The organism is Kribbella sp. NBC_00709, from assembly GCF_036226565.1.
Classification (GTDB): domain Bacteria; phylum Actinomycetota; class Actinomycetes; order Propionibacteriales; family Kribbellaceae; genus Kribbella.
In genome coordinates, this window is record NZ_CP108996.1 from 611,821 (window position 1) to 636,701 (window position 24,881).

Sequence of the window (24,881 nt, forward strand, 5' to 3'; positions counted from 1 at the left end):
TCGCGGGCATGGCGCGGACCGAGACCGATCGATGCCCTGGCGTGCTGGCAGTGCACCAGGCGGCAGACGGCGGTCTGGCTCGGGTGCGGGTGCCGGGTGGGCGGCTGACGGCCCAGCAGCTCGAGGTACTGCGTGTTGCTGCCGCCGACCTGGGCGACGGCCGGCTGGAGCTGACGTCCCGCGGGAACGTGCAGATCCGGGCGCTGGACGCTGACGGCCCGCGAGAGCTGTCGGACCGGTTGTTTGTCGCTGGTCTGCTGCCGTCGATCGCGCACGAGCGGGTCCGCAACATTCTGGCGTCGCCGCTGTCCGGTCTGGACGAAGAGTCGCGGTACGACGTGCTTCCGGTGGTTACTGCATTGGACCGCGGGCTGTGCGCCAATCCGGGGCTCGCGGAGCTGCCTGGGCGGTTCCTGTTCGCGCTGGACGACGGGCGGGGCGATCTGGCGGACGTGCAGGCAGATGTTGCCGTGCGAGCGCTGGACGACCGGGCTGCTGTGCTGAGCCTCGGCAGCCGACACGTGCGGGTCGGGTGGGCCGACGTGCCGGACCTGATGCTGGCCGCCGCGGAGGCGTTCCTGGCGGTGTGTGATCAGGAATGGCGGATCGCCGAGGTCGAGGACGGCGAGCAGCAGATCCTCAAGGGCCTCGGGCTACAGGCGGACGAGATGGCGGACAGCCGGGCGACGAAGGTGACGGCTGGGGTGCATGGTTCAGCGCTGGTGGTGACTGTGCCGCTGGGGAGTCTGACGCAGGAGCAGGCTGCTGTGCTGGTGGGGGTTGCCGATGAGGTTCGAGTCACGCCGTGGCGGTCTGTGGTGGTGCCCGCAGGCGTAACCGGGCTGGAGGACGTCGGGTTGGTCACGACGCCGGAGTCGGTCTGGGACGGCGTGACCGCCTGCGCGGGCCGGCCGGGGTGCGCCAAGGCACTTGCTGACGTTCGCGCGGATGCGACCCGGTCGATGCCCACGTTCGCGCGGGACGGGCGGCGGGTGCATTGGTCGGGATGTGAGCGGCGATGTGGGAAGCCGGCCGACGGGTTCGTGGATGTGGTTGCGGTGAGCAACGGTTATCTGGTGGACGGGGTACGGGTGTGAGCTACGAGTACGTGCGCGACGGCGCGGAGATCTACCGGCGGTCGTTCGCGACGATCCGGGCCGAGGCGGCGCTGGACGGGTTGCCCGCCGACGTGGCGCAGGTCGCCGTCCGGATGATCCATGCCTGCGGGATGACCGATCTCGTCGCCGACCTCGCCTGGTCGCCGAACGTGGTGAAGAACGCGCGGGCCGCGCTGCAAGGCGGCGCACCGATCCTGTGTGACGCGCAGATGGTCGCAGCCGGCATCACGCGGCGGCGGTTGCCCGCGGACAACGAGGTGATCTGCACGCTGCAGGACCCCCGGACCGTCGGGCTCGCGCAGGAGCTGCGGACAACGAGGAGCGCGGCGGCGGTCGAGCTGTGGGGCGAGCAGCTCGGCGGGGCGGTTGTTGCTATCGGCAACGCTCCGACGACGTTGTTCCACCTCCTCGACGCGCTTGCCGCAGGTGCGCCCCGGCCGGCGGCGGTGCTCGGGATCCCGGTCGGGTTCATCGGCGCTGCCGAGTCCAAGGAGGCGCTGGCCGCGAACGAGCTCGGCCTGGAATTCCTGGTGGTGCGGGGACGCCGCGGCGGAAGCGCGATCACCGCAGCCGCGATCAACGCAATCGCAAGTGAGGCGGAGTAATGGGCGAGGCAACCACCGGTCGGCTTTGGGGTGTGGGACTCGGGCCCGGGGACCCGGAGCTGGTCACCGTGAAGGCGGCGAGGTTGATCGGGGCCGCCGACGTGATCGCGTTCCACAGCGCCCGGCATGGGCGGAGCATCGCGCGCGCAGTGGCCGCGCCGTACCTGACGGCCGGACAGCTCGAGGAGCACCTCGTCTACCCGCTCACCACCGAGACGACGGATCACCCTGGCGGATACCAGGGCGCGATGGACGACTTCTACGCCGACTGCGCCGCCCGGCTCGCCGCGCATCTCGACGCCGGCCGCGACGTCGTCGTACTCGCGGAAGGCGATCCGCTCTTCTACGGCTCGTACATGCACATGCACAAACGCCTGGCCGACCGCTACCCGTGCGAGGTCGTCCCGGGCGTGACGTCGGTGAGCGCGGCAGCCGCCGTCCTCGGACGCCCGCTCTGTGAACGCGACGAGATCCTCACCGTCCTCCCCGGCACCCTCCCACCGGACGTACTCGCGGACCGGCTCCGCAACACCGACGCGGCCGCGGTGATGAAGCTCGGCCGCACGTTCGCGAACGTCCGCGAGGCCTTCGAGCTCGCGGGCCGCGCCGACGAGGCCTGGTACGTCGAACGCGCTACGACCGAGGCCCAGCGCACAGCCCCGCTCAACGAGGTCGATCCCGAGCAGGTCCCGTACTTCTCCCTCGCCCTCCTCCCGAGCCCCATCAACAACACCTTCGCGGCCCCGACGACCAAGACCGCGACCGAAGGCTCGGTCACCGTAGTAGGACTCGGCCCGGCCGGACCCGAGTGGATGACCCCCGAGGTCCGCGCTGCGATCGCCGGCGCGGACGACGTGATCGGCTACACGACGTACGTCGACCGCCTGCCGGACCGTGCCCGTCAGCGCAAGCACGGGTCGGACAACCGCGTCGAGTCCGAGCGAGCCGCCTTCGCCCTCGATCTGGCTCGCAAGGGCTCGAGCGTGGTCGTGGTCTCGTCCGGTGACCCCGGCGTGTTCGCGATGGCCAGTGCGGTCACGGAGGTCGCGTCGGAGCCGGAGTACGCCGATATCGCCGTCCGCGTGCTGCCCGGGATGACCGCCGCCCAGGCCGTCGCCAGCCGGGTCGGAGCGCCGCTCGGGCACGACTACTGCGTCCTGTCGCTGTCGGACCGGCTCAAGCCGTGGGACGTGATCGCCCAGCGGCTGACAGCGGCGGCCGCGGCCGACCTGGCGATCGCGATCTACAACCCCGCCTCGAAGTCCCGCACCTGGCAGGTGGCGGCGACCCGCGACCTGCTGCTGGAGCACCGCTCCCCCGGCACGCCCGTCGTGATCGGCCGGGACGTGGGCGGCCCGGAGGAGGCGATCACCGTGACGACCCTGGGCGAACTCGACGCTCAGACGGTTGACATGCGGTGCCTGCTCCTGGTCGGCTCGTCCCAGACCCGCACCGTGCCCCGCCCCGATGGCCCGTTGGTCTTCACTCCGCGCCGATACCCGGCCACGGTGAGTGACCCCACACCAGGAGCCGGTTAAATCCACGCCGCAGCCGTGTCAGCCGCGACGCGGACGGGTAGGGACTCGCGCGGAAGGCCGACCAGTGAGGAGCCACCGGACATGAGTCAGCAGTACCCCGGCGACGCAGGCAGCACCGCCACGATGACCACACCTGTCGGCGACGAGACCACCCAGCGGTACGAAGAGGCCCGCGCCGCCGCGAGCCGGGCGATGAGCAAGATTGCCATCCCCGACCAGCCGCCCGCGGAGCCGGAGGTCGCCCCGGAGCTGTTGTCGTACCGCGGGTTCAAGTTCGGCGCGGCGTTCTTCGGCTGGCTGATCGCGATCTCGATGTCGGTCCTGCTGCTGGCAGCCGTGTCCGCGGCCTCGCTCGGGACCGCCGAGGTCCTCGACTACACGACCAGCGACGCGAAGGCACAGCCTGGCGCGGCCCTGATCACCGCGGCGGCGGTCTCCACGTTCATGCTGATGATCGCGTTCTACACCGGCGGGTACGTCGCCGGCCGGCTGGCGCGCTTCGACGGCGGCCGGCAGGGCTTCGGCGTGTGGATGATCGCGCTGGTGGTCGGAGTGATCGCGGGTGGCGGCGGCTGGGTGCTGGACAACCAGTACGACCTGGTCAGCAGGATCAACTGGCCGGACGTGGCGCTGGCCGACAACACGCTCCTGCTGGGTGGCATCGTCGCCGCTGCCGCGCTGCTGGTCCTGACGCTGCTGATGGCGATCCTCGGCGGCAAGAACGGCCGCCGGTACCACGACCGGATCGACGAACTGCTCAGCTAGCGGGTTTCACTGCGGGGTACCGGATGGTTGCACGGGGCTGTCTGGTGAGGAGAAACCGCAATGACCCAGCAGCATCAGGAAGACACACGTAGCGAGCGGCTCGATCCGTCCGAGACGTACGACGAAGATCGAACCACCACGCCGTCCGGCCGGACCACGGGGACCCGCGACGGAGTCGATCCGTCGTACCGCGGGTTCCAGGCCGGCGCGGCCTTCTTCGGCTGGATCGTCGCGATCGGGCTGATCGCGTTGCTGACCGGGATCGTCGGCGCCATCGCGGCCGCGGTCGACTACGCGCTCACGATCGACTGGAACGACAACGCCGGCACCATCGGGGTCGCGTCGGTGGCGGTCCTGCTGGCGATCCTGCTGATCGCGTACTACAACGGCGGGTACGTCGCGGGGCGGCTGGCCCGTTTCGACGGCGCCCGGCAGGGGTTCGGCGTCTGGATGATCGGCGTCGTGGTGACGGCGGTCGTCGCCGGGCTCGCGGCGCTGGCCGGTTCCCAGTACGACGTCCTCGACCGGGTGGATCTGCCGTCGGTGCCGATCGCTGACCGGACGCTGACGACCGGCGGACTGCTCGCCGTGAGCGCGGCTGTGGTGATCACCCTGCTGGCGGCGCTGATCGGCGGGAAGGCCGGCCAGCGGTACCACAAACGGGTCGACGCCAGCACCAGCTGAACGGGTGCGCGACGGGCCCTGTGCTACAACAGGCAGTAACCAAAGGGGCCCGTCGTGGACCAGTTAACGCTCGGCGTCATCGGCCGTTCTCGCAAGGAGAACGAGCATCGGCTGCCGATCCATCCGCACCACTTCGAGCGGATCGACGATGATCTGCGCCGGCACATCTACCTCGAGAGCGGCTACGGCCGGCAGTTCGGGATCCCGGACAAGCAGCTGGCCGAATCGGTCGCCGGCGTCCTCGACCGGGACGAGCTGATCGCTGTCGCCGATGTCATCGTGCTGCCGAAACCACAGCCGGAGGATCTCGCCGAGCTCCGGACCGGGCAGGTGCTCTGGGGCTGGCCGCATTGCGTGCAGGACGAGAAAGTCACCCAGACCGCGATCGACCGCCGGCTGACGCTGATCGCGTTCGAGGCGATGAACCACTGGACCGCTGACGGCCGGTTCAGCCTGCACGTCTTCCACAAGAACAACGAACTCGCCGGGTACTGCTCCGTGCTGCAGGCGCTCGAGCTGATCGGCTCGACCGGCGACTACGGCCGCCGGCTGCGGGCGGTGGTGATCGGATTCGGCGCGACCGCCCGGGGAGCCGTCACCGCGTTGAACGCGCACGGCGTCCACGACGTGGACGTCCTGACCGGTCGCGACGTGGCCGCCGTCGGCTCGCCGATCCACTCGGCCCGGATGGTCCAGTACGACCAGGACGAGGTCGAGCCCGGCGCCGCCCTCGATCCTCGCCGCAGCCACGCGCTGCTCGACGACGGCCGGGTGCCGCTGGCCGGGTTCCTGGCCGAGCACGACATCATCGTGAACTGCGTGCTGCAGGATCCGGACGCGCCGCTGACGTTCCTGATCGAGGAGGATCTCGACGACTTCGCGCCCGGCAGCCTGATCGTTGACGTCTCCTGCGACCTGGGCATGGGGTTCAGCTGGGCCCGGCCGACCGGGTTCGACGACCCGACGTTCACGGTCGGCGACCACATCACGTACTACGGCGTCGACCACAGCCCGTCGTACCTGTGGAACTCGGCGACCTGGGAGATCAGCGAGGCGCTACTGCCGTTCCTCCGGCCGGTCCTCGAAGGCCCCGCCGCCTGGCACGCCGACGCCACCCTCAGCCGGGCGATCGAGATCGAGGGCGGCACCATCCGCAATCCCGGCATCCTCTCCTTCCAGGGCCGCTCCCCCGACTATCCGTACCCGCGGCTCTGACCCCTGCGATCCGGATCGGTCCGATCCGGCTTCCGGGTGAACCTGGTCAGCCTGACGGACGACCGTCAGGCTGACCTGTATGACCAGGACCGCGCTCGTCGTCGGAGGTACCAGCGGCATCGGCGCCGCCACGGTACGGCGCTTCGCCGCCGACGGACTGCACGTCGTGGCCGCCGGCCTGGGCGCCCACCCGCCCACTGCGAACTGGTCCGAGGTGGAGCTGGATCTCCGTCGCCCGGCCGACCTCGAGGCGCTGATCGGCTCGCTCGGCTCCCTCGACGTACTGGTCAACGCGGCCGGCGTCATCCGGCGCGGCGACGAGCACCGGCCGGAGGTCTTCCGCGAGGTCGTCGAGATCAACCTCACCGGCGCGATGCGAGCCGCCGAGGCCGCACACGACCTGCTCGCGGCGAGCAGCGGCTGCATCGTCAACGTAGCCTCGATGCTGAGCTACTTCGGCGGCCCGCTGGTCCCGGCGTACAGCGCGTCCAAGGGCGGCATCGTCCAACTGACCAAGTCACTCGCCGTCGCGTGGGCCGCCGACGGCATCCGGGTGAACGCGGTCGCACCGGGCTGGATCGCCACCGATCTGACCGCCGCCCTGCAGTCCGACCCGGTCGCGTCCGACCGGATCCTGTCCCGTACGCCGATGGCCCGCTGGGGCACGCCCGACGAGGTCGCCGGCGCGATCGCGTTCCTCACCGGCCCCGACGCGGCCTTCGTCACCGGCACGATCCTTCCCGTCGACGGCGGCTATCAGAGCATGTAAGGAGCTGTGGATGATCCCGATTTCAGCAGGTGTACCGGCGGAGATCGCCGTCCAGGCGGTGCCCGACGACGACCGGCTCTGGGTGCAGCAGGCGCCGGGCGTGTGGTTCCGGCCGTTGATGCTGAACACGGTCACCGGGCAGTGGTGCAACCTGCTGAAGGTCACCCGCGCCGGCATCGTGTCCCGGCACCGCCATCCGAGCGCGGTGTTCGGCTACGTGATCAAGGGCAAGTGGCAGTACGACGAACACGGCTGGGTCGCCGAGACCGGCTCGTTCGTGTACGAGCCACCCGGCGAGATCCACACCCTGCGCGTGCCCGAGGACTGCACCGAGATGATCACGTTCTTCAACATCTCCGGCGCGATGATCTACGTCGACGAGGCGGGCAACCAGATCGGCTACGAGGACACCTTCACCAAGATCCAGCTCTGCCGCGACCACTACGGCGCCAACGGCCTGGGCGCGGACTACGTGGACCAGTTCATCCGCTAGCGCGGACCACGAGCTCCGTCGGCAGGATCCGCGGCTCCACGTCCTCGCCCGCGATCCGGCGCAGCAGTACGTCCACCATCTCCCGGGCGACCAGCTCGAGCGGCTGCCGGATCGTGGTCAGCGGCGGGTCCGACTCCCGGGCGATCCGCGAGTCGTCGAACCCGCCGACGGCGACTTCCTCCGGCACCCGGCGGCCGGCCCGGCGAAGCTCGACCAGAGCCCCGGAGGCGAGCAGGTCCGAGGCCGCGAACACCGCGTCCACGTCCGGGCTGGCCTTGAGCAGCTGCTCCGTCGCCTGCCGGCCGGCCTCCTGGCTGTAGTCGGTCGCGGAGACCACCAGCCGCTTGAGCGCCTTCCGCCCGAGCACGTCCTGGTACCCCTGCAGCCGTTCCTGTCCGCCGGCGATCTGCGGCGCGGTGATCATCCCGATCCGCTTGTGTCCCTGCTCGACCAGGTACCGCGTCATCTGCCGAGCACCTTCGCGGTCGTCGGCAGCGACGTACGGGAGGGTGTCGCCGGGCGCGAACGGCTTGCCGCAGACAACCGCCGGCACTCTGCCCTGCGCCAGCTCTGCGATCAGCGGATCGCCGGAGTGGGACGAGATGAGCAGCACTCCGTCGACGTGCTCGCCGCGGACGTACCGCAGGATCCGGTCCCGCTCGGCATCGCTGGACTCCAGCATCAGCACCAGGCTGATGTCCTGCTCGGCCAGCGCCTGTGTGCACGATCGCAGCAGCACACTGAAGTTCGGGTCCTCGAACAGGCGCTCCTGTGGCTCCGACAGCACGAACCCGATCGCATTCGAGCGTTTGGTGACCAGGCTGCGGGCACTCTGGTTAACGGTGTACCCGGTCTTCGCCATCGCCTGCTGCACAGCCTCCAGCGAGGCCGCACTGACGTAGTGCCCGCCGTTGAGGACCCGCGACACCGTACCGCGGGACACTCCGGCGAGCTCCGCGACGTCGTCGATGGTCGGCCCGCGGCGCATCGCCCGCCGCGCCGCTCCCCGCGACTTCGGGTGAGCGGCGGGTTCGGTGCTCGAGGTCCCCCTGCCTGCCACGGGCCCAATCATGTCAGGCCGTATTGCCGTCCGGCGGTAGGGCGTTGGCGCGCGCCACCTGACCGAGCCAACCCGCACTGGTCTTCGGCGTCCGAGTCTGAGTCGCGAAGTCGACGTGGACGATGCCGAAGCGCTTGGCGTACCCCTCGGCCCATTCGAAGTTGTCCAGCAGCGTCCAGACGAAGTACCCACGGACGTCCACTCCTGCAGCGATCGCCGTACGGAGCGCTGCCAGGTGACCGTGCAGGTACTCCACCCGCTGCGGGTCGTCGACGGTGCCATCCGCTGCCGGTGCGTCGTCGTACGCGGCACCGTTCTCCGTGATGTAGACGGGCGGCAGGTCGTACGCGGTCTTCAGGTCGACCAGGACCTCACGTAGACCGTCGGGCTGGACGGGCCAGTTCACCGACGTCACCGGGACGCCGTCGGGCAGGACGGTCTCCGGCTCGCCGGTGCGGCCTTCCTGTACGAGGATCCGCCGGTAGTAGTTGATCCCGAGGAAGTCGATCGGCGCTGAGATCAGTGCGAGGTCACCGTCTTGCACGCCGTCCAGTGCGATCGGGTAGCTCCCCCGCAGTACCGGATCCAGGAAGAGGACGTGACTGTCGACGTCCAGTCGCCGGGCGGCGTCAACGTCAGCCGGGGAGTCGGTGACCGGCGCCACCGGGCTCACATCCAGCGTGATGCCGACCTGCTGCCCGGCAGCGTGCCTCCCACCGCGCAGTACCTCCAGACTCAGCCCGTGCGCCAGCATCAGGTGGTGGACGGCGCGGTCGCGCAGTACCGAATCTTTGATGCCGGGGGCATGGATACCGCTGCCGTAGCCGGCGTGACTCGACACCTTCGGCTCGTTCAAGGTGATCCAGTGCTTCGCCACGTCGCCGAGGGCATCGTGCACGGCAGCGGAGTAGTCGGCGAACCGGTACGCCGTATCGCGCGCGGGCCAGCCGCCCTTGTCCTGCAGGGCCTGCGGGAGGTCCCAGTGGTAGAGCGTGACATACGGTACGACGTCGCGCGCCAGGCACTCCTCCACCACTCGGCGGTAGTGGTCGAGGCCCTTCTGGTTGACCGCACCGGCACCATCGGGTTGCACGCGCGGCCAGGCGACGGAGAAGCGGTAGGCGCCGAGTCCGAGGTCCGCCATCAGCTCGAGATCCTCGGCGTACCGGTTGTAGTGGTCACAGGCGACGTCACCGGTGTCGCCACCGGCGATCGCTCCCGGGACACGGCAGAACGTGTCCCAGATCGACTGGCCACGGCCGTCCGCGTCCACGGCGCCCTCGACCTGGTACGCGGCGGTCGCCGCACCCCAGACGAAGCCGTCGGGAAAGCGTGCGTCACTCATGGAGGTCCTTCCGAGTTGGTATGAGAGTCAGCCCTTGACGGCGCCGCTGACCAGGTCGATGCGCCAGTAGCGCTGCAGGAACAGGAAGAGCGCGATCAGGGGCAGCACCGACAGGAACGCGCCCATGATCACCAGCGAGTACAGCGCCGGCTGGCTGGCGCCCTGGTTGAGCATCGAGAACAGGCCGACCGTCATCGGGAAGTGCCGGTCGTCGGAGATCATGATGTAGGGCAGCAGGAAGTTGTTCCAGACCGCGACGAACTGCAGCAGGAAGATCGTCACCATGCCGGGAATCATCGGCGGCAGACCGATCGACCACGCCAGCCGGTACTCCCCCGCGCCGTCGATCCGCCCGGCCTCCAGCATGTCGTCGGACACCACTGCCGCGGCGTAGATCCGGGACAGGTAGATGCAGTACGGACTGATGATGCTGGGCAGCAGCACGGACCAGTAGGAGTTCACCAGGCCGAGCTTCGACATCAGCAGGTACTGCGGCACCGCCAGCGTGATCTGCGGGACCAGCACCCCGGCCAGGATGCAGCGAAAGATCGCCTCCCGGCCCCGGAACCTGTACTTCGCCAGCGCGTACCCGGCGGTCACCGAGATCGCCACCGACAACAGCGAGCCGACGCCGGCGTACAGGAGGCTGTTGAGCGCCCATCGCCAGAAGATGCCGTCGCGGAACTCCAGCAGGTGCGACAGGTTGTAACCGAAGCCGCCGTTGAAGCTGGGCCAGAACGAGAACGTCGTGAACAGATCGCCAGGCCCCTTGGTCGCGGCGATCACCACCCACACCACCGGCAGCAGGCAATAGAGGGCCCCGAGCAACAGGATCCCCGTCGACAGGTAACGGGTCCGCCGCGGTGGCCGGGCGGCGGACCGGACGGCCGGGTCGGACCGGGTCAGGACGGCCGTGCTCATCGGTCCTCCCCGAACGCACGCTTCTGCAGGAAGCTCAGTACGGCGAGCGAGACCGCCAAGGTGCCGATGGCAAGCATCACCGAGGCGGCGGCCGCCGTGTAGATGTCGTTGTTCACGAACGCGTCGCGGTAGATCGTCATCAGCGGCACCCAGGTGAACGAGATCGAGTCGGTCAGCGGCTGCAGCGTCGAGGGCTCGCTGAACACCTGCAGTGACGCGATCAGCGAGAAGATCCCCGTCATCACCAGCGCCGGGGCGATCAGCGGAACCTTGATCCGCAGTGCGATCTGCAGCTCGCTCGCACCGTCCACCCGGGCCGCGTCGTCCAACTCGGCCGGCAGTCCACGCAGCGCGGTGTAGAGCACGATCATGTTGAACCCGACGCCACCCCAGATGCCGATGTTGGCGACCGAGAACAGCACAGTGCCCGAGCCGAGGAAGTCCGGCGCAGGCAGGCCGACCGCATCGAAGGCCGCCCGGATCGGACTCACCCCGGGCAGGTACAGGAACCCCCACAGCAGCGAGGCGATCACCCCCGGAACGGCGTACGGCAGGAAGATGCCGAGCCGGGTGAACGACGTCAGCCGGGCTCCGCGCGAGTCGAGCAGCAGCGCGAAGAGCAGGGCCAAGCCGAGCATCACGGGCACCACGATGACGCCGTACCCGAGCATCCGCAGGACGGAGTGGGCGTACGCCGAGTCGGTGATCGCGCCGACGTAGTTCGCCAGCCCGACGAACGACTCCTTGCGCAGCCCGAGCCCGCCGCCGGTGACCCGGGACGCGCGGACGCTGAGGTACACGGTGTAGCCGATCGGGATGATCAGGAACAGCAGCAGCAACACGAGCGCCGGAACCAGCAGCACGTACGGCGCAGCGCCGCCTTGCCGCCGCGGGCGCCTGACCTTCGCCGGGGCGGACAGGGCTGCCACCATCAGGACTCCTTGACCTGGAAGCCCTGCTTCTTCAGGTCCGCGACCGAGGCCGCCTGCAGCTGGTCGACGGTCGCACCGAAGTCGCCCTTGGTCTGGATCGCCTTCGCGAACAGGTCGCTGTACTGGCTGTAGGTCACGTTCACGTTCGGCGCCCAGGTGAAGCCGCGGGCGGTCTTCGAGATCGCGGCGGCGTCGGTGAAGAAGCTGGGCTGGTTCGGCATCATCGCCGGCGCCTTGGCCAGTGCGGGCGTCGACTGACCGGCGGTCGCGGCCGGGTAGATGCCGCCGAAGGTGACGAACGCCTCCAGTGCCTCCGGGTCGGTGTTCAGCCACTTGACGAACTTCTGTGCCTGCGCCGACTGCTTGGACTTCGCCGCGATGGCAGTCGCGGATCCGCCCCAGAAACCGGTCGTCGGAGTGCCGGTGTCCCACTGCGGCATGGCGACCATCGTCCACTTGCCCTTGGTGGTCGGCGCCACGCCCTGCAACACACCCGCTCCCCAGATGGCACTCGGCCAGGTGAGCAGGGTCCCGTCGCTCATCGCCTTGTTCCACTCCGGCGTGTACATCGGCTTGCCCTGCAACGTTCCGGCGTTCACCAGGTCGCCCCAGAACGACGCGAGTTTCTTCGTCGGCTCGTCGTTGATCGACACCGTCCAGGTGCCGTTGTCGTTGGTCCACCAGTTCGCGCCGGCCTGTTCCGACAGGCCCGCGAACCAGCCCGGGTCGCCGGAGGAGAACGTGGCCAGGTAGCGCTTGGGATCCTTCGACCGGACCTGCTCGGCCAGTGCGCCGAACTCGTCCCAGGTCTTCGGCACGGTGAGGCCGAGCTGCTCGAACAGGTCGGAGCGGTAGTACAACATCATCGGGCCGACGTCCTGCGGGATCGCGTAGGTCTTGCCGCCGAACGAGGTCAGCCCCCAGATGCCGTCGGTGAAAGCGCTCTTCACGTCCGCGGCCAGCGCGCTGAGGTCGGCGGTGACGCCGTTGGTGATCAGCACCGGCAGGGCCTGGTACTCGGCGTGGATCAGGTCCGGCGGGTTGCCGGCCCGGTGTGCGGTGACGATCTTGGTGAGCAGTTCCTCGCCCTGGGCCTGGGCGCTGACCGTCACCTGCTGGTTCGGGTTCTTCTTGTTCCAGATCGCGACGACCTTGTCGATCCCGGTCGTCCAGGTCCAGAACGTCAGCTTGGCGGGCGCGTCCGGATCGCCCGCGGGTTGCGGCGCCGCGGCGGGCTCGTCGTCGCCGGAACAGGCGGCGAGCGCCGTCGGCAGGGCCGCGGCGAGGCCTGCGCCGGCGACACCGCGAAGGAAGTTGCGGCGGTCAAATGCAGCTGGAGTCATGGGTGCGTCCCTGGGGATCTGTGATCGCTCACGGAATTCTGTGAGCGATCACAGACTCAGGGTCCGGCCGGCGGACTGTCAAGACTTCGGGGCTGCCATTCTGTGAGCGGTCACGGTACTGTCGCCGTCATGCCACCTCCAGGACTGCACCGGGTGGAGATCGGTTGCCGCGATCTCGACCGCTCGCTCGACTTCTACCAGGATCTGCTGGGTTTCGGGCCGTTGGCCGACGCACCGCGACCGGGTGGTCGCACCCGGTTGCTCAGCCGCGGCACCGTCGTCCTCGAGCTCGTCGAGGTCGGGGCCGAGGGCAACCAAGGCGGCTGGGTGAACGACGATCTGCAGGGCGGGATCCGGCATCTCGGGATGAAGGTGGCCGAGGTCGACCGGCAGATCGAGCGCTTGGAACGGGCCGGCGTGACGGTGCTGTCGCAGCCCCTCGACGTACTCGGTGACGTCCGGATCGCGTTCTTCCTCGATCCCGACGGCGCGCGGCTCGAGTTCATCCAGGGCAACCTCAGCTACCAGGAGATCTCGTCGCCGGACCTGGCTGCGGCCGAGGCGGCGCAGGTCGCGGGCACGCAGCCGCGGTTCGACCATGTCGCGGTGACGGTGTCGGACCTGCCGGCCGCGCTGGCGTTCTGGCGGGACCGGTTCGGGTTCGAGGTGATCGGGAACATCCGGCATCACGGGGATCCCCGGGGATTCCTGATGACGTATCTGCAGGCCGGTGAGGCGGTGCTCGAGGTGTTCAGTTTCGACCAGCCGATCGTGCCGAACGACCTGTCCGCCGCGGGTTCCGCCGTACTGGGTCCGCGCCGGCTGTACGTCGATGCGCCGGGCGAGCAGCAACTGGTCGCACCCGACGGGGTGCCTGTCACGATGGGAGGCTCGCGATGAGCCGGATCCTGGTTACCGGATCGAACGACGGGATCGGTGCGGAGATCGCACGAGTCCTGACCGCACAAGGCCATGACGTGATCCGGCACGCCCGCAGTGCCGAGCGTGCCGACGGTTCGCAGTACGTGGTGGGTGAGTTGTCGTCATTGGGATCGACCCGCGAGATGGCGGCCGACGTACTTCGGCTCGGCGCGCCGGAGGTCGTCGTACACAATGCCGGTTGGGGCAGCAAGGACGAGAGCCGGCCGGTGACCGAGGACGGGTTCGAGAAGACCTTCCAGATCAACGCGCTGGCGCCGCTGCTGCTGACCGCGTTGCTACCGAAGCCGCGGCGGATCGTGTTCGTCAGCTCGGACTCGATCGTGCGCGGGAGGATCCGGCTGGACGACCTCCAGCACGAGCAGGAGTGGTCGCAGGACGCGGCGTACGCGGACTCCAAGCTGGCGATGACGGCGCTCGCGTTCGCGCTGGCCCGGCGGTGGCCGGAGGTGTTCTCCAACGCGGTCCATCCGGGCTGGGTGAGCACGAAGATGAGTGGGTACGCCGCTCCGCTGACCGTTGCCCAGGGCGCCGATACGCCTGCCTGGCTGGCGGTGTCGGACGAGCCGGCGGCGCTCGTCACCGGCGCGTTCTTCCAGGACCGCAAGGCGATCGAGGTCAACCCGCAGGCCTACGACCCGTGGTTGCAGGACGCCTTGCTCGCCCGCTGTCTCGAGCTCTGCTCGGCCGAGCTCGATTAAGTCCAGGTCGGCTAAGTCCAGGCCGGCCAGGTCCAGGTCGGCGCGGGGACGGCGCGGATCGCGGCGATCACCTGGTCGAGCGCCGGGGTGCGGGGCCGATCGCGGTGGACGAACAGCGCCACCTGCCGCTCGACGCCCGCGTCACTGATCGGGACGAGCCGTACTCCGGCGAGGTTCGCGGTGGTGACTGCGAGCGTATTGGTGACGCCGGTGCCCAGGCCGTGGCGGACCAGCGAAAGCAGGGTCTGGGGCTGGTTGGTGCGGAAGACACTCTCCGGAGCCAGCCCGGCAGAGGCGAAGGCCAGGTGCGACTCGAACTGGCGTGCACCCGACGTCTCTCCGATCGAGATCAGCGGCAGTTCGGCCAGCTCCCCCAGGCTGACCTGGTGCGCTGCGGCCAGCGGGTGGCCGTCCTGGAACACGGCGACCAGCGGCTCGGTCCAGAGGATCTCGTGCTGCAGCGACTCCGACGCCACCAGCGGATGCACCGGCCGGATCGCGAGGTCGACGTCACCCCGCGCGAGCGCGCCTTCGAGGTCGATGCTCGGGCCCTCGACCAGATGGAGCCGCACCTCGGCCGGAAGGCGCTGCGCAACCTGCGGGAACAGCCAGGCCGCCGCGCTCGGGTAGGCGCCGAACCGGACCTGCCCCCGAGCCGCCGACAGGTCGCCGAGCCGGTTCAGGATCTCCTCGGCGTGCGGGAGCAGCGCCCGTCCTTCCGGGGTCAGCGCGGCCGGGTGCGTCGTACGGTCGAAGAGCAGGACGCCGAGCGACTTCTCCAGGTCGGCGACATGCTCGCTGATCCGCGACTGGGAGCGGAACGTCGCCTTGGCCGCGGCCGAGAACCCGCCGTGCCGGGCGACGGCCACGAAGCTCACGATCCAGTCCATCCGGAAGCCGTACGCCGTGGTGAGATCCATGGTCGTCACGGTATCCGGGAAGACGCGGGCCGGGGCGGGCGTTGGTACAGGTGTGCTCGAGGTAGCGGTGATCGGTGCGGGACAGGCGGGGCTGTCGGCGGCGTACCACCTGGTGCGGCTCGGATTCACGCCGTACGACGAGGTGGTCGTACTGGACCGGAATCCGGCCCCTGGTGGCGCCTGGCAGCACCGCTGGGACTCGCTGACCATGCACGACGTGCACGGGATCGCGAATCTGCCGGGGGTGCCGGTGCCGCCGAGCTCGGCGTCTGAGCGGGCGAATGCGTTCGTGCCTTCGTACTTCGCGGACTACGAGAAGCGTTTCGACCTGCCGGTGCTGCGGCCGGTGTCGGTCGAGAGCGTCCGCGAGATCACCGGCGGCTTCGAACTGCAAACTTCAGCGGGGCCGTACTCCGCGGCCGCGCTCGTCAATGCCACTGGCACCTGGGACCGGCCGTTCATCCCTTGGTATCCGGGGATCGAGACCTTCCGCGGCCGGCAGTTGCACACCGCCGACTACCGCGGAGCAGCAGAATTCGCCGGTCAGCACGTGCTCGTCGTCGGTGGCGGCGCGTCAGCCGTGCAGCTGCTGGCGGAGCTCTCGGAAGTCGCCTCGACCACGTGGGTGACGCGGCGGGAGCCGGAGTGGCGGACGGGCGAGGACTTCAACCCGGAGTACGGGCGGCAGGTGGTTGCGAAGGTCGAGGAGCGCGTCCGTGCGGGCCTGCCACCACGCAGTGTGGTGAGCGTGACCGGCCTCCACCTCCGCGAGCAGGAACAGGCCGCGTGGGAACGTGGCGTCTACACCCGGCTCCCGATGTTCTCCCGCATCACGAACGACGGTGTCGAGTGGGCCGAGGACGTCGCCGCACCAGACAGCAGTCACTTGAAGGTCGACGCCATCCTCTGGGCGACCGGCTTCCGCGCCGACCTGGCCCACCTCGCTCCGCTCCATCTCCGCGAGCCCTCCGGCGGCATCCGCGTGAACGGCACCGCCACCGCAGCCGACCCACGGATCCACCTCGTCGGCTACGGTCCCTCCGCGTCCACCATCGGCGCCAACCGCGCCGGCTTCACCGCCGCCCGCTCCCTGCGCGACCTCCTGAAGTCCCAGGCCGCTTAGCTCCGCGGGCGGCAGACTTCGCCCTGGATCGTGGTGACGAAGTGGTCGGTCTGCCAGTGCTGGTTGAGGTAGGTGTAGCCGGTGGCGCCTGCGTAGCGGCCGGTGCCGCCGGTGAATCCCTGGGTGCCGCCGGCGTGGCCGGTGCCGGTGGTCGTGTCGACGTTGCCGATGCTGGTTTCGAGGGCGGTGAGCGTCGAGCCGTCCTTGAACGTGTACGTGATCGTCCCGCTGACCGGGCGATAGCCGGGCGCGGTCGGCGGCGCTTCGCCCCGGGAGCCGAGGACGAAGACGCTCGTCCCGTCGAAGCCGTGCTCCCCGCGGACCGTGCCGGCCACGCAGACCTGCGTCGGCGGCGGGCAACCCACATCGACAACCTTGTCGTAGATGGTTGCGTCGACCTGCTCGCAGCGCGGGTGCGCGTTGGCGACGGACGAGCCGGCGACCACGCCGGCACTGGCGAGGGCAACGGCGGCGATGCGCAGGGATCTCATCGGGTCCTCCTGTGGTGGGTGTCCGCGGCAGCCTAGGAACAGACCCGGACCGGTGGAGGTGCCGGTTGGCGACGTACTGCGCCAGTCCAATCTCGATCAGATAACGCGGCGCAGCGCGGCCAGCCCGGCCGGAATCCGGTCGGCCGCGATCGCGCCGTACCCGAAGACGAAACCGTTAGGACCGGGTCCTTCGATCCCCCAGCGCGAGACGGTCCCGAGGTTCACGCCCGCGGCGAGAGCGCGCGCGGCGAGCGTCGTGTCCGGCGGCTGCCCGGGCGTGAGGAGTGCGGCCATGTGCGTGCCGCCGCTGGACTCGATCGGCTCGAGTACGCCGTCGAACTGTTCCCGCAGGGTGCTGATCAGCAGGTGATGCCTGCGCTCGTACGCGCGCCGCATCCGCCGGATGTGGCGGGCGAGATCGCCGTCCTCGATGAACGCGGCGAGCGCGGCCTGCACATGCCCGCCGGTGCCGTAGTCGGCGACGAACTTGGCCCGCCGAGCGGCCTCCCCCAGCGTCGCCGGGACGGCGAGGAACCCGACCCGCAGCGCGGGCAGCAGCGTCTTGGAGAACGATCCGACGTACAGCACTCGTCCCTCCGCGTCCGTCGACTGCAGCGGCGTGAGCGGACGCCCGCTGAACCGGAACTCCGAGTCGTAGTCGTCCTCGACGATCGCCGCGTCGTTCCGAGCGGCCCAGGCGAGCAACGCCGTACGGCGTGCGTCCGACAACGGCATGCCGAGCGGGAACTGATGCGACGGGGTCACGTACACGAGCCGCGTCCCGGCCGGGATCCGGTCGACGACCAGCCCCTCGGCGTCCACCGGCACTCCGACGACCTGGGCGCCGTGGGCAACGAATCCCCGGTAGGCGGGCAGATAGCCAGGATCCTCGATCGCCACCGTGTCCCCCGGCTCGAGCAGGACGCGCGCGGCGATGTCGAAGGCCTGCTGCGCGCCCGTCGTGATCACGAGCTGCTCCGGCGCGATCCGGACACCACGACTCACGATCAGGTGCCGCGCGAGCGCCGTACGCAACGGGATCGAGCCCGCCGGATCGGCGTAACTGACGTCGGTCCGAGTCCGCAACTGATCGTTGAGCAACGCCCGCCACCGCGCGAACGGGAACTGCGTGCGGGTCGGAACGCCCGGCGCGAAGTCGAACTCGGCAACCGGTGCGTTGAGATCCGGTACGGCGAGTTGCGCGGCGCTCCAGATCTCCCGCGGCCGCAGCGGCGACGCGGGCGGTGTGGCCGACGCGGGGACGCGTTGGCCGGTGACGACCGTCCCGACTCCGGCGCGCGACCGGATCAACCCGTGCGCAGCAAGCCGTTCGTACGCCGCAACCACCGTCGCCCGCGACACCGACAACCGCCCCGCCAGCTCCCGCGATGACGGCAGCACCGTCCCCGCCGGCAAGACATCCGTGCTGATCCGCTCCTGCAACTGCGCATAGATCTGCTCAGCCAGCCCACCCTCCCCCAGCCGCAGATGCAGATCCATGCAGGCATTCTCGCCAACGAATCAGCTCACAACGAGGTCGCGTTCCTCGATGCTCGCGCGGTGGCCCGCCACGGTGCCCGGGATCAGGAGCCCGGCGATCAGGAACAGAGCGGCGACGAGGAGCCAGCCGGGCCAGCCCCAGGAGATGGCCACCGTGGTGAGGAGCAGCGGGGCGACGAGGTCACCGAGCTGACGGCCCATGGCGTACGCGCCCTGGTACTGGCCTTGAGCACCAGGCGGCGCGAGTTCGAAGCTGATGCCCCAACCACCAGCCGACTGGAGCATCTCGCCGAGGACGTGGATCAGCGCGGCCACGATCAGCAGGCCGACCGTCACCACGCCCGACGTCGCGTCGGTGAGAGCCAGCACCACGCAGGCGCCGGCCAGCAACAGGCCGGCCCGGCGACCGGCTCGGGCGGCGCCGGAGAGCTGTTCGGTACCGCGGGCGACCCGGACCTGCAGCAGGATCACCGCGACCGAGTTGATCACCAGCAGCACCGAGATCATCCACCGCGGCGCGTCGGTCGCTGTCGCCACCCAGAGCGGGATCCCGACCTGCGCCAGCGCGGCATGCATCGTCAGGACACCGTCCAGCGCCACGAACACCAGGAACCGCCGATCCGCCAACGCGGTCAGCCCCGACGGCCCACCGGACCGCGGCACCTTGTCCACCTCGGGCATGCCGAAGCGGACCAGCCCCGCCGTGACCAGGTACGTCGCCGCGTTCGCGAGCAACGCGATCACATAGACCTCACGCCGGTCGATCGCGAGCACGATCCCGGCCAGCCCCATGCCGATGCCCATCCCCACGTTGGTCGCGACCCGGAGGATCGCCCGGGTCCGCACCCGCTGGTCGGCCGGTGACAGCCCGGCGATCAGAGCACCCTTGGCGCCGCGTTGCCCGGAGTCCGCGATCGCGGTCACTCCGGCGACGACGACGTACGGGAGGAAGGAACGGACCTGGGTGAGCGCGGTCATCGTGAGAACCTCGAGCAGCAGGAATCCGACGTACGCGCGGTTCGGGCCGAGGCGATCGGCGACGACACCGAGCGGGGTGCTCGTCACCAGACCGATCAGTGCGGCCACGGTCAGCCCGATGCCGACATGCCCGAGGGACAAGCCGGCCGCCCTGGTCAGGTAGAGCGCGCCGACGGCCGCGTAGACACCGTTGCCGAGGGTGTTCACCAACGTTGCCAGGATCAACCGACGCACAGCAGGCGGGAGAGAAGTCACGTCCTCACCCAAAGCCCAGCGCCCCGATCCAGCTGGTGGATTGACGGATCCCGTCAGTCCAACGACCGGAAGTCAGCGCATGACGAGGGTCAGCAGGTCGGTGCCGAGGGTGGTCAGGGCGGATTCGTCGAGGCGGTAGGCGACGAAGCGGCCCTGGCGTTCGGCGGTGACGAGGCCGGCCCGGGTCAGGGCGCGCAGGTGGCGGGTGACCTGGGTGGGATGAAGACCCCAGAGCGCCGCGATCTCGCCCGCGGTGCGGGGCTCGCTGGCGACGGCTCGGCAGACCTGGAGGCGATCGGGCGACGCGAGCGCATCCAGCCGGGCGCGGATCTGCTGAGCGGTGGGTACGGCGGTACTGCGGCCGCTGACCGGATAGATGACCGTGATCGGCTCGCCCGGGATCTCGCCCACGAACAGGTGCGGCGCAATGTAGTTGCTGGGGACAAGCAACAGCGACCGCGTGCTGACGTCGATGCGCTTGCTCTGCACCTTCTGTACGACGACGCTGTCGGCGTCCCGCAGGTCGATCGAACCGTCCAGCGAGCGCAGCATCGGTCCGGCCCCGTCGCGGATCGCCAGGTCGCGGTCGTGCCGGCCACGAGCAGCCAGCTCGTCCCGTGACGACGACCAGACCTCGGCGAACCACTCCTGCCAGCAAGCATCCAGCAGGTCGGCAAAGCGCCGTACCGGGTCGGCGGGAGACGTGAGGAGCGCCTCGACCAGTGCGGCCACCGAACGGCCGCGGCTGCGCGCCCAGTGCAGTACGGCGTCGGTGTCGACGGATCGACTGCTCAAGGGCCGACCACGCAACGGCCGGACGAGCTCCGCGGCCACCTCCTCGGGCGGCCGCGACCGGAGCGCGGCCAGCTCGTCGGACCACGTCGGCATGCCAGTACTAGCTGTTGTCGCGAAGAACCGGGCGCGGACCGCGCGCACGGTCCAGGACCACTGCGCCAGCTCGGAGCGCAGCTCAGCCGACAGCGGTACGGACGCCGCCCACTCGACCCGGTTGTGGTGAGTGGGCTCGGCCAGCACGTGCAGGGCGCAGCCCAGCTCGATCAGCGGCGACGCTACGTGCCGAATCCGCTCGGGCTCGAGCCGACTGACGCCGGCCAAGACAGTCGGCACTAGGGAGACACGCCCTGGTCCTTCAGTTTGAATTGGAGTTCGGTGTCCCAGTCGGCCAGGTCCGGGACCTCGCGGGGGTCGGACTTGTAGATCTCCAGCCGGGCGGTCCAGTTGTCGCCGTAGGCGTCCCACTCCAGGCCCTCGGCAGCGGCCCAGTCGAGCAGGTCGCCGGTGGCGCCGCGCAGGCCGTCGGGGTGGCCGTGGTAGTTCACGCTGGCGTAGCGGCCGGCCGGCAGGACGCCGGTGACGATCTCGCCCTCGCCGGAGTGCAGGTCGTCGACCGGGAACCCGATCTCCATCACCAGTCCGTTGTCCATGTCGACCACGTCGTACTTGAAGAACGGCGCGTCGTTCGGGGCGATCTCCTTGGCGGCGAGCCAGTCGATCACCTCCCGCATCCGGTCCGCGAACGCGGCGATCCCGTCCATCGCGACCTTGCCCCGCAGCGCGACGTACGGGCGTTCCTGCACCTCGACGATCTCCGGCATCCGACGTCCTCCCAAACTCGGTGTTGGCCTCAACCTAGCGCGTGCCAGGTGCTGAGCGTCTACTGAGAGCAGGGGGTGGCCGCCATGGTCAAGGTCAAGATTCTCGTCGCTGCGCTGGCCGTCATGCTGGTCGGGCCGTCCGCGCCAGCACTGGCCGAGCCGACGACACCGATCACGTACAACGCCGGTACGACGGCGACTCGGTTCACCGGTCTGGCGTTCGACACCTGCTCGGCGCCGACACTGGCCCAGATGACCGCGTGGAAGGCCTCGCCGTACAAGGCGATCGGCATCTACTTCGGCGGCGTCAACCGGAGCTGTGCGCAGCCGCAGCTGACCCCGGCGTGGGTCAGTTCGGTCACCGCGATGGGGTGGCGGCTCGTCCCGATCTACCTGGGTCTTCAAGCCCCCTGCGGCACTCGGACGTACAAGATGTCCACGACCGCATCCAACCGGGAGGCGGTACGGGACGCGGACGATGCGGTTGCCAAGGCGAAGGCACTGGGCCTCCTCCCGGGCAGCGCGCTCTACAACGACATGGAGAACTACAACAACACGAACGCCGTCTGCCGTGCCGCGGTCCTGCACTACCTGTCCGCCTGGACGAAGGAGCTCCACCTGCAGCGCTACCTGTCCGGTGTGTACGCCAACCTGAGCTCGGGAGCACCTGACCTCGCGGCGGCGTACAACTCGCCGTCGTACGCCCGGCCGGACGCACTGTGGATTGCACGCTGGGACAACAGCAGCCTCCTCACCGGGTGGGCAGGTATCCCCAACACGTTCTGGGCGGTCGGACAGCGCGGCAAGCAGTACCAAGGCGACCACACCGAGACGTACGGCGGCGTGACGCTCAACATCGACAACGACCGCTTCGACGCACCGGTCGCCACCGTCAGCTACACGTACACCGTCAGAACGACGATCCATTCGTACTCCGGTCCGTCGACGGCGTACGCGGTCCGCTCGACGATCGTTGCGAACGCGAGCGTCCGCGTCGTCTGCCAGACGTTCGGACCGAAGATCGGCACCACCTCCGTCTGGAACAAGCTCATCGACGGCACGTACGTCACCGACTACTACGTGCGTACGCCGAGCAAACCGGGCTACAGCGCACCGCTCCCCGGCTGCAGCTTCCCCTTCCAGACGACGATCAGCGGTCTGAGCCGGCGGCACGGCCCGGGTACGGCGTACGCGACGTACCCGAGCACGCTGCCGATCGGATCGCTGGCCTGGGTCACCTGCCAGCAAGCCGGCACCAAGGTCGGCACCACAGCGGTCTGGGACCGGCTGAGTGACGGCAGCTGGGTCACCGACTACTACGTCGCCACTGCGAGCAACACGACGTACACCGCACCGATCCGTCGTTGCTGACTACTGCGCCCAGGGCGGCTGAACTGCCGTGCCGTCGGCCATGTAACCGGTGAAGCCGGCGGTGATGACCACGTGCAGCTCCGCCTTGCCCTCGCCGAGGTTGGTCAGCGAGATCGGCTCACCGGCCGGTACGACGACTGCGTCGCCCGGGCCGAGCTTGTCGCCGTCCAGGGTGACCTGCACGGTGCCGCTGAGCACCATGAACACCTCGTCGCGGTCGATCGTGTGCGGCGCGTCGCCGCCGTGCCCCGGCTCGACCGTGAGCTTCCACGTGCACAACCCGGCCGACCCCCGGCTCGGCGCGGCGAGCCCGGTGAACTCGACCCCGGGCAGCTGGAACCGCGGCGCCTCGGCCGCGCGAATGACCTGCATCTCGTCCCCCAATCATTTAGACAAGCTGGCTTGACCAAGCCAGCTTGTCTATCATGACTGTCATGACGCGATCGGGCAAGCCGGATATCGGGATCTTGTTGCTGCTGGCGGACCAGGAGTTCGTCCGCGACCTGCGCGAGCACATTGCCGCCCAGGGGTACGCCGACCAGGGCCGGTCGGACGGATTCGTGCTGCGGACACTCGGCGCCGGACCGACCACGATCAGCAGACTCGCCGAGCGGCTGGAGATCACCAAGCAGGGCGCCGCGCAGATCGTCGACGACATGGAGCGCCGCGGGTACGTCGAACGCAAGCCCGACCCCACCGACGCGCGGGCACGCCTACTGCACCTCACCGGCCAGGGCACGGCCGCACTGGCCGCGGCGCGCAGATTCCATCAGGCCTACGAACGCCGCCTGCGCAAACGATTCGGCGACGAGGCGATCGACACCCTGCGCGACGTACTGACCGACATGGCCGGCGAGGCCCAGGTCAGTACGCCGCACTTCCGGGCGTTGATGTTCTAGAAGTACTTCGGGAAGAGGTCGTTCGTGGGCCAGGACTTCACGCCGCTGGCGGCGGTCCACAGGGCGGCGTCGATGTCGCCGTACGACTTGCCGCTGGCGTCGTCGCGGCGGTTGAACAGGGCGGCCCAGCTCATCCCGTTGTAGGTCCGCACCATGATCGTGAAGGTCCCCGGCATGCTCCCGGTGTGCCAGGTGTTGCGGCCGGTGCCGCCGGTCGTCACGGGCCGGACCTGCCAGCCGAGACCGTAGTACCAGCCGTCGGAGTTCACACCGATCTCCGGCTTCGCAAAGATGCTGTTCAGCGACGCGGTGTTCAGCACGCTGGACGACTTGTCGAACATACGCGCCCACCGCACCAGGTCGGGTGCGCTCGCGATCCAGCCGCCGTTGGCGTCCTGGATCCGCATGCTGAAGGACCCGTACGGCGCAGCCACCTTGGTGCCTGACATGTCCAGCACGGTAGGCCCGGAGTACTGCGAGTCGTAGGGCACCTCGCCGGTGTGCTTCGCGATCGAGTAACCCTGCGCCATCCGGGTGATCCCCAGCGGGGTCAGCAGCTTCTGCTGCACGTAGGTGGGATAACTCAGGCCGCTGACCTTCTCGATCACCCGGCCGGCCAGGGTGTATCCGAAGTTGGAGTACGCGTACTTGGTGCCCGGGTTGAAGTCGAGCTTCCGGCCGGCCTCGTACTTGATCACGTCCGCGGGGTGCAGCTCCATCGGGACGCCCAGCGCGCGGGAGATCACGGCGTCCTCCCACTCCGGGTCGCCGGACACGTCGCGGTCCCAGCCGCCGAGGTGCTGCAGCAGCCGCTTGATCGTGACGGTGGACCAGCGGCTGTCCTTGGTCTGCCCGGTCGGCGGGGTGATCGAGATGATGTTCCCGACCGGCGTCGACAGGCTCAGCTTGCCGTCCTGCACGAGCTTCACGATCGCGGCCGCGGTGAACGACTTCGTCAGGCTCGCGATCCGGAACAACGAGGTCGGCTGCACGGTCAGCGCGGTCGACGTGCTGTAGCCGCGGGCAAGCACCAGGCGGCCCTTGTAGGTGACCGCGAGCTGGCCGGCAGTGACGCCGCGGGCCTGCATGAACGTCTTCATCTGGTTGTCGAATCCGGCCAGGGCCGCGACTGCGGTTCCAGTCGTCTTCCACGTCGCCGCCGCATCCGCGGAACGACTGAGGACCGATCCGGCCCCGGTCCCGACGGCCGCGACCGCTCCGGTGGCGAGGGCGAGCTTGCCGAGGTTCCGGCGCGACAGCTCCACGAACGTTTCTCCTTCAGCGCAGGGATTTACAACGA

Annotated in this window: 26 protein-coding genes; 13 read left to right on the forward strand and 13 right to left on the reverse strand. The window is 69.4% G+C overall.

Annotation, left to right across the window (positions count from 1 at the left end; translation table 11 throughout):
- Window positions 1-8 precede the first annotated feature (8 nt).
- From OHA18_RS02875 to OHA18_RS02910, 8 genes are all read left to right on the forward strand, one after another.
- The gene (locus tag OHA18_RS02875) at window positions 9-1,097 is read left to right on the forward strand and encodes a precorrin-3B synthase (RefSeq protein ID WP_329001969.1); all 1,089 of its coding nucleotides are present in this window, start codon (window positions 9-11) and stop codon (window positions 1,095-1,097) included.
- Window positions 1,094-1,723 carry a precorrin-8X methylmutase gene (locus tag OHA18_RS02880; RefSeq protein ID WP_329001970.1) on the forward strand — a complete coding sequence of 210 codons (630 nt, stop codon included), beginning with the start codon at window positions 1,094-1,096 and terminating at the stop codon, window positions 1,721-1,723. The genes OHA18_RS02875 and OHA18_RS02880 overlap by 4 nt, the downstream gene beginning before the upstream one ends.
- Window positions 1,723-3,261: a precorrin-2 C(20)-methyltransferase gene (locus OHA18_RS02885; protein ID WP_329001971.1), complete on the forward strand. Its 1,539-nt coding sequence runs from the start codon at window positions 1,723-1,725 to the stop codon at window positions 3,259-3,261. Before OHA18_RS02880 ends, OHA18_RS02885 begins: the two co-directional genes overlap by 1 nt.
- An 81-nt stretch (window positions 3,262-3,342) precedes the next feature.
- Complete coding sequence (locus tag OHA18_RS02890; RefSeq protein WP_329001972.1) at window positions 3,343-4,026, forward strand: hypothetical protein; 684 nt, start codon at window positions 3,343-3,345, stop codon at window positions 4,024-4,026.
- A 60-nt stretch (window positions 4,027-4,086) separates the two neighbouring features.
- Window positions 4,087-4,710: a hypothetical protein gene (locus OHA18_RS02895; RefSeq protein WP_329001974.1), complete on the forward strand. Its 624-nt coding sequence runs from the start codon at window positions 4,087-4,089 to the stop codon at window positions 4,708-4,710.
- Window positions 4,711-4,764: 54 nt separating this feature from the next.
- Window positions 4,765-5,925, forward strand: a complete 1,161-nt coding sequence (locus tag OHA18_RS02900; protein ID WP_329001976.1) for a N(5)-(carboxyethyl)ornithine synthase — start codon at window positions 4,765-4,767, stop codon at window positions 5,923-5,925.
- Between the two features lie 79 nt (window positions 5,926-6,004).
- Window positions 6,005-6,694 carry an SDR family NAD(P)-dependent oxidoreductase gene (locus OHA18_RS02905; protein WP_329001978.1) on the forward strand — a complete coding sequence of 230 codons (690 nt, stop codon included), beginning with the start codon at window positions 6,005-6,007 and terminating at the stop codon, window positions 6,692-6,694.
- A 10-nt stretch (window positions 6,695-6,704) separates the two neighbouring features.
- Window positions 6,705-7,187: a 2,4'-dihydroxyacetophenone dioxygenase family protein gene (locus OHA18_RS02910; RefSeq protein ID WP_329001979.1), complete on the forward strand. Its 483-nt coding sequence runs from the start codon at window positions 6,705-6,707 to the stop codon at window positions 7,185-7,187.
- On the opposite strand, the gene OHA18_RS02915 is transcribed toward OHA18_RS02910, so the two are convergent.
- From OHA18_RS02915 to OHA18_RS02935, 5 genes are read right to left on the reverse strand one after another with little or no spacing between them, the layout of a single operon-like run.
- Window positions 7,177-8,247, reverse strand: coding sequence for a LacI family DNA-binding transcriptional regulator (locus tag OHA18_RS02915; protein WP_329001980.1), 1,071 nt, complete (start codon window positions 8,245-8,247; stop codon window positions 7,177-7,179). The two genes, OHA18_RS02910 and OHA18_RS02915, sit on opposite strands and share 11 nt — an antisense overlap.
- A 13-nt stretch (window positions 8,248-8,260) precedes the next feature.
- The gene (locus tag OHA18_RS02920; protein ID WP_329001981.1) at window positions 8,261-9,592 is read right to left on the reverse strand and encodes a GH1 family beta-glucosidase; all 1,332 of its coding nucleotides are present in this window, start codon (window positions 9,590-9,592) and stop codon (window positions 8,261-8,263) included.
- 27 nt (window positions 9,593-9,619) lie between these two features.
- Window positions 9,620-10,513 carry a carbohydrate ABC transporter permease gene (locus tag OHA18_RS02925; protein WP_329001982.1) on the reverse strand — a complete coding sequence of 298 codons (894 nt, stop codon included), beginning with the start codon at window positions 10,511-10,513 and terminating at the stop codon, window positions 9,620-9,622.
- Window positions 10,510-11,445, reverse strand: coding sequence for a carbohydrate ABC transporter permease (locus OHA18_RS02930; RefSeq protein WP_329001983.1), 936 nt, complete (start codon window positions 11,443-11,445; stop codon window positions 10,510-10,512). Before OHA18_RS02930 ends, OHA18_RS02925 begins: the two co-directional genes overlap by 4 nt.
- Complete coding sequence (locus OHA18_RS02935; RefSeq protein WP_329001984.1) at window positions 11,445-12,788, reverse strand: ABC transporter substrate-binding protein; 1,344 nt, start codon at window positions 12,786-12,788, stop codon at window positions 11,445-11,447. Before OHA18_RS02935 ends, OHA18_RS02930 begins: the two co-directional genes overlap by 1 nt.
- Window positions 12,789-12,917: 129 nt before the next feature.
- On the opposite strand from OHA18_RS02935, the gene OHA18_RS02940 reads away from it, so the two are divergent.
- A complete protein-coding gene (locus OHA18_RS02940) occupies window positions 12,918-13,688 on the forward strand; it encodes a VOC family protein (protein WP_329001985.1) in 771 nt (256 codons plus the stop codon).
- The gene (locus OHA18_RS02945) at window positions 13,685-14,428 is read left to right on the forward strand and encodes an SDR family NAD(P)-dependent oxidoreductase (RefSeq protein WP_329001986.1); all 744 of its coding nucleotides are present in this window, start codon (window positions 13,685-13,687) and stop codon (window positions 14,426-14,428) included. The genes OHA18_RS02940 and OHA18_RS02945 overlap by 4 nt, the downstream gene beginning before the upstream one ends.
- Window positions 14,429-14,439: 11 nt before the next feature.
- On the opposite strand, the gene OHA18_RS02950 is transcribed toward OHA18_RS02945, so the two are convergent.
- Window positions 14,440-15,348 (reverse strand): LysR family transcriptional regulator, encoded by a 909-nt coding sequence (locus OHA18_RS02950; RefSeq protein WP_329001987.1) that lies wholly within the window; start codon window positions 15,346-15,348, stop codon window positions 14,440-14,442.
- On the opposite strand from OHA18_RS02950, the gene OHA18_RS02955 reads away from it, so the two are divergent.
- The gene (locus OHA18_RS02955) at window positions 15,347-16,471 is read left to right on the forward strand and encodes an FAD-dependent oxidoreductase (protein WP_329001988.1); all 1,125 of its coding nucleotides are present in this window, start codon (window positions 15,347-15,349) and stop codon (window positions 16,469-16,471) included. The genes OHA18_RS02950 and OHA18_RS02955 overlap by 2 nt on opposite strands.
- Here OHA18_RS02955 and OHA18_RS02960 read toward each other — a convergent pair.
- From OHA18_RS02960 to OHA18_RS02980, 5 genes are all read right to left on the reverse strand, one after another.
- On the reverse strand, window positions 16,468-16,962 hold the full coding sequence (locus tag OHA18_RS02960; protein WP_329001989.1) for a hypothetical protein: 495 nt from the start codon (window positions 16,960-16,962) through the stop codon (window positions 16,468-16,470). The genes OHA18_RS02955 and OHA18_RS02960 overlap by 4 nt on opposite strands.
- Before the next feature lie 96 nt (window positions 16,963-17,058).
- Window positions 17,059-18,462, reverse strand: coding sequence for a MocR-like pyridoxine biosynthesis transcription factor PdxR (pdxR, locus tag OHA18_RS02965; RefSeq protein WP_329001990.1), 1,404 nt, complete (start codon window positions 18,460-18,462; stop codon window positions 17,059-17,061).
- A 21-nt stretch (window positions 18,463-18,483) separates the two neighbouring features.
- Window positions 18,484-19,695: an MFS transporter gene (locus tag OHA18_RS02970; RefSeq protein ID WP_329001991.1), complete on the reverse strand. Its 1,212-nt coding sequence runs from the start codon at window positions 19,693-19,695 to the stop codon at window positions 18,484-18,486.
- Window positions 19,696-19,767: 72 nt separating this feature from the next.
- On the reverse strand, window positions 19,768-20,823 hold the full coding sequence (locus OHA18_RS02975) for an ArsR/SmtB family transcription factor (protein WP_329001992.1): 1,056 nt from the start codon (window positions 20,821-20,823) through the stop codon (window positions 19,768-19,770).
- Entirely contained in the window at window positions 20,823-21,311 is a 489-nt protein-coding gene (locus OHA18_RS02980; RefSeq protein WP_329001993.1) for a GyrI-like domain-containing protein, read from the reverse strand. The genes OHA18_RS02975 and OHA18_RS02980 overlap by 1 nt, the downstream gene beginning before the upstream one ends.
- Before the next feature lie 84 nt (window positions 21,312-21,395).
- Here OHA18_RS02980 and OHA18_RS02985 point away from each other — a divergent pair, with 84 nt between their 5' ends.
- Window positions 21,396-22,682: a glycoside hydrolase domain-containing protein gene (locus tag OHA18_RS02985; RefSeq protein WP_329001994.1), complete on the forward strand. Its 1,287-nt coding sequence runs from the start codon at window positions 21,396-21,398 to the stop codon at window positions 22,680-22,682.
- Here OHA18_RS02985 and OHA18_RS02990 read toward each other — a convergent pair whose 3' ends face one another.
- Window positions 22,683-23,054, reverse strand: coding sequence for a cupin domain-containing protein (locus OHA18_RS02990; RefSeq protein WP_329001995.1), 372 nt, complete (start codon window positions 23,052-23,054; stop codon window positions 22,683-22,685).
- A gap of 62 nt (window positions 23,055-23,116) precedes the next feature.
- Between OHA18_RS02990 and OHA18_RS02995 the strand changes: the two genes are divergently transcribed.
- The gene (locus OHA18_RS02995; RefSeq protein WP_329001997.1) at window positions 23,117-23,581 is read left to right on the forward strand and encodes a MarR family winged helix-turn-helix transcriptional regulator; all 465 of its coding nucleotides are present in this window, start codon (window positions 23,117-23,119) and stop codon (window positions 23,579-23,581) included.
- On the opposite strand, the gene OHA18_RS03000 is transcribed toward OHA18_RS02995, so the two are convergent.
- Window positions 23,578-24,846, reverse strand: coding sequence for a serine hydrolase domain-containing protein (locus OHA18_RS03000; RefSeq protein ID WP_329001998.1), 1,269 nt, complete (start codon window positions 24,844-24,846; stop codon window positions 23,578-23,580). The genes OHA18_RS02995 and OHA18_RS03000 overlap by 4 nt on opposite strands.
- Between the last annotated feature and the right edge of the window lie 35 nt (window positions 24,847-24,881).